The organism is Mycobacterium sp. NAZ190054, from assembly GCF_001545925.1.
GTDB lineage: Bacteria > Actinomycetota > Actinomycetes > Mycobacteriales > Mycobacteriaceae > Mycobacterium.
Genome location: NZ_LMVQ01000305.1, coordinates 1 through 4,273, shown reverse-complemented (window position 1 = coordinate 4,273; position 4,273 = coordinate 1). Strand labels below are relative to the sequence as shown.

Genomic DNA, 4,273 nt, shown 5'->3' with positions numbered 1-4,273 from the left:
TTTTTTTTTTTTTAATGATCCGGCGCCCCCCGATATCTCCCCTCTTCCCCTACCCGACGCTCTTCCTATCTCCTGCGCCCTCGGCCTGCTCGGCGATGGCGGCCAGCAGCCGGGCCACCGTGGTGGTCTTGCCGGTGCCGGGACCGCCGGTGAGCACCGTGAGCGACTGCCGCAGAGCGACTTCCGCGGCGGCGCGCTGCTCCTCCCAGCCCTCGGGGAAGAGCCGCCCCAGACCCGGGACGGGGCCGCGCGGCGGGACGCCCAGCAGTGCCAGCACGTCGTCGCGGACCTGCCGCTCCTCCCGCCAGTACCGGTCGAGGTAGAGCAGGTCGCCGAACACCCGCAGCACCTGCTTGTCGGCGAGCGGGCTGCCCTGCACCGCCGCCAGCCACTGATCCGGTGCCGGCCACGGCAGCTCGGGCATGCCGGCCTGGGCCGCCACGGTGCGCAGGTCGACGCACACCGAGCCGCCGCGCAGCGCGCGCACCGCCAGCGCGACGGCCAGTGCCACCCGGGGGTCGTCGTCGCTCCCGAGCGCGGTCAGCCGTTGCGCCACATGCAGATCCGCGGGTTCGAACAGCTCGGCGAACGCGTCGACGGTCATGCCGCCACCGCCCCGGCGTCGAGCAGGTCCGACAGCGCCTCGATCAGCGCGGCGGGCGGCTGCCAGCTGAAGACCCCGGCGGGATGGCCGTCCACCACCGGCGTGTCGGGGCCGCACATGCCGCGCACGAACAGGTACAGCACCCCGCCCAGATGCCGCCCCGGCGAGTAGCCGGGCTGCCGCCACCGCAGAAAACGGTGCAGCACAACGCAGTACAGCAACGCCTGCAGCGGGTAGTCGGAGTGCAGCATGGCTTCGGCCAGGCGGGCACGGCCGTAGTCCGCGGCGGTCAGCGGGCGGGACGGATCGCCGAGCCAGTTGGTCTTGTAGTCGACGACGAGGTACTTGTCGCCGACGCGCAGCACCGCGTCCAGTGAGCCGTTCAGGTAGCCCTTCAGCGACTGGGCGGCCAGCGCGCCGCCGGTCAGCCGTTCGGCGTAGGACGCGAGCGGATCGTCGGCGGGCAGGTGTTCGGCGAGCAGCCGGCCGACATCGGCCAGCGTGATCGACGGCGCCGCGCCGCGACGGTCACCCCCGGCGAGTGGGAACTCGAACTCCATCTCCCGCAACCGGTCCCGCAACCCGATGTCGCGCAGTGTCACCCCGGAGGCCAGTGGTCCGAGCGGGGTCTCGTGCAGCGGCACCAGTGCGGCGGCCAGCTCGTCGGGTGGCACGTCGACGGGCCACCACAGCGAATGCTCTCCGATCCTGGCCTCCAGCTCGGCGGCCAGGTCGGCGGCGAACGGGTCGGCGGTCTCCAGCACCGCGTGCACCAGCGTGCCGAATTTCGCGCCCATCGGCAGGTCGGCCATCGGGGACGGGATCCGCGCACCGGCCTCGGCGGGTTCGTTCACCGGGACCTCGCCGGTCTCGTCGTCGAGCTCGACGACCTCCGGTTCACTGGTCACCCCGGCGGCCTCGGCGGACTCCGCGGCACGGATGAGCCCGGAGTACGACGTCCGCCGCCACGACGTGTCGATGTGCCGGTGGAAGTGCCGCACCTTCAGAGCCTCTGGCGGAGCGGGCAATTCAACCGTGGTCGACGGCGCGACGATCGACTCCTCGAGCACCGGGCCGCCCGCGTCGGCCCACGCGCGCAACAGCGCCATCGCGTCCGGGTCGTCGATCCGGGGCGGGTCGCACCGGTCGGGCACCGCGTCGACGCCGGGGGCGCGGCCGCGCAGCAGCCGGGACAGTCCGCCGTTGGGTTCGTCGTTGGACGGCGCCCACCACGCGACGACCTGCGACTGGGCACGCGTCATCGCGACGTAGGTGAGGCGCACGTCGTCACCGGCGGCCTCACGACGGCCCTGCCGCTGCGCGGCGGCGTGGTCGGGGCTGAGCTCACCGCCGATGTGCAGGCACCGGACGTCGCCGTCGTGGAACGTCACCACCTCGCGGGTCTGGATGTTGCGGTTGAACGCGAACGGCAGGTACACCACCGGGAACTGCAGCCCCTTGCTCACCCACACGGTCATGATCTGGACGGCGGCGGCGTCGCTGTCGAGGCGGCGGTTGCGTTCCGGGGCGCCGCTGCGCTCCTCACGCTGGGTGCGCAACCAGTCGCGCAGCGCGGGCAGGCCGAAGCGCTCGCGGTGGGCGGTTGCGTGCAACACCTGGGTCAGGTGCGCGAGATCGGTCATGTGCCGCTCACCGTCCACCCAGGACAGCACGCGTGCGCCCATGCCGCTGAGCTGCGCGGCCTCGAACACCGCGGCCACCCCGCGGTCACGCGCGAAGTCGGCCCACTGACGCAGCGTCTCGGCGATCCGGTCGGTCAGCGTGTCCTGCTGAGCGGCGAGGGTTTCGGCGGTCTCACCGAAGAACATCGTGGTGGCGGCGGCGCGCACCAGTCCGGACCGGTGCGGCTGGTCGAACGCTTCGAGCAGGCAGAGCCAGTCGTCGGCGGCGGGGGAGGAGAAGACGTCCGAGTCGCCGGTGTAGACGGCGGGGATCCCGGCGTCGGTGAGGGCGGCGAAACAGGCGTGCCCGTCGCGGTGGCTCTCCACGATGACCGCGATGTCGCCGGGAAGCAGCGCCTCGTCGCAGAACGTCGCGCCGGAGGCGAGCAGCGCCGCGATGTCGGCGGCCAGATCCCGCGGAATGTGGCGGCGCAGGGTGTCGATCGGGATGGGTTTGTCGGGACGCGTGCCGAACTGGTCCCGGTTGACCACCCGCAGCCGGAACGGCGCGTTGCGCGGCGCACCCTGCAGCCGGTGCTGTCGGTGATGGGCCTCGACGGGGCGCACCACGATGCGCGGATCACCGAGCTGGGCGCCCCGCATGACCGCCTGCAGGCTGTCGACCAGCGGGCCGTCACTGCGGTAGTTGGTGCCCAGCGTGCGCTGTTGTCCGGCGGTGGACGCGGCGTGCAGGTAGGTGACGATGTCGCCGCCGCGGAACGCGTAGATCGCCTGCTTCGGGTCGCCGATCAGGATCACCGTGGCATGCCCGCTGAACGCGCGGTCGATCACCTGCCACTGCACCGGGTCGGTGTCCTGGAACTCATCGACCATCACGATCGACCAGCGCCGCCGCATCCGCACCCGCGCCGGCGAGTCCGCCGGCTCAAGGGCTTTCGCGAGCCGGGAGAGCAGGTCGTCGTAGTGCAGGATGCCGAGCCGGCGTTTACGGGTCTCCAGTTCGGCGCACACCGCCTTGGCGAACTCCACCCGCACATGCGGGTCGAAACCGGGGGCGGGGTCGGCGGGCCGTAATTCGGTGTGCGCGTTGCGGACCACCTCATGGGCCAGGCTGAGCGCGGCGTCGTAGGACAGCAGCGGCTCGTCGCGCTGCTGGCCGAAATGGGCGAGGTAGAGGTCGTCGACGATCTCGGTCACCAGGTCGTCGAGGCTCTCCACCAGCTCGACCCCGGAGTCGGTGTCACCGGCCACCCCGAGCGACCGCAGCACCAGCTGGCAGAACTGGTGGGTGGTCGCGATCGTGGCCGCGTCGAAACCGGCCAGCGCGTCGCGCAGCCGCTGCCTGCGTTCGGTCAACTCGTCGGCCGTGCCGTCGAGCAGATGGGCGATCACCTCGTTGCCGCCCGCCGCGGCGGGGTCGTCGAAGGCCCGTACCGCGTCCACGATCTGGGCGCGGACCCGCTCGCGCAACTCCTGGCTGGCGGCCCGGCCGAAGGTGACGAGCAGCATCTGGTCCAGCGTCGCGACGCCCTCGGCGACATACCGGGTGACCAGGCCGGCGAGGGTGAACGTCTTGCCGGTGCCCGCGCTGGCCTCCAGCACCGTGGTGGTGCGCGGCGCGGGCAGCGGACCGAGCAGGTCGAAAGGTTCCATCACTCCGGTGTCCTCTCGGCGCGCAGCATCGGAGACCACAACCTTGTCGCGTAGCCGGGCAGCCCGGCCTCGACCAGACCCGACAGCGGGAAGTTCGGGCCCCACACCCGCACGTGGGCGCGGTCCTGATCCTCGCCGGGGAAACGGCCCGACCTCCATTTCCACCCCGCCTCGCGCATCGGGGATCCGCGATGGTGCTCGGTTTCGGCCCAGGCATAGGAGGTCTTGGGCGGCAATGGGATCGGGGCCCGCACGATGTCCAGGTAGTGCAGCAGCGGGTTGAGCTCGACGATCTTGGCCCAGCCGCCCGCGCCCTGCGCCTGCAGTGTGGACTCGTTCCAGATGATCGGCGTCATGAAGAACAGCAGCTGCA

1 protein-coding gene and 3 pseudogenes are annotated in these 4,273 nt (G+C 71.7%); all 4 read right to left on the bottom strand.

Annotated features, from left to right (window positions below; all coding sequences use genetic code 11):
• Nucleotides 1–73 precede the first annotated feature (73 nt).
• Nucleotides 74–604 (bottom strand): annotated as a pseudogene (locus ASJ79_RS19720) (AAA family ATPase); the annotation flags it as partial.
• Complete coding sequence (recB, locus tag ASJ79_RS19715) at nt 601–3,900, bottom strand: exodeoxyribonuclease V subunit beta (protein ID WP_067958809.1); 3,300 nt, start codon at nt 3,898–3,900, stop codon at nt 601–603. The pseudogene ASJ79_RS19720 and the gene recB, both read right to left, overlap by 4 nt.
• A pseudogene (locus ASJ79_RS19710) lies at nt 3,900–4,151 on the bottom strand (hypothetical protein); the annotation flags it as partial. The pseudogene ASJ79_RS19710 and the gene recB, both read right to left, overlap by 1 nt.
• Nucleotides 4,140–4,273, bottom strand: a pseudogene (locus ASJ79_RS33310) (ABC transporter permease); the annotation flags it as partial. The pseudogenes ASJ79_RS19710 and ASJ79_RS33310, both read right to left, overlap by 12 nt.

Coding starts and splice junctions, on each gene's coding strand:
- recB (WP_067958809.1), bottom strand. CDS start 3,900: ATGGAACCTTTCGACCTGCTCGGTCCGCTGCCCGCGCCGCGCACCACC.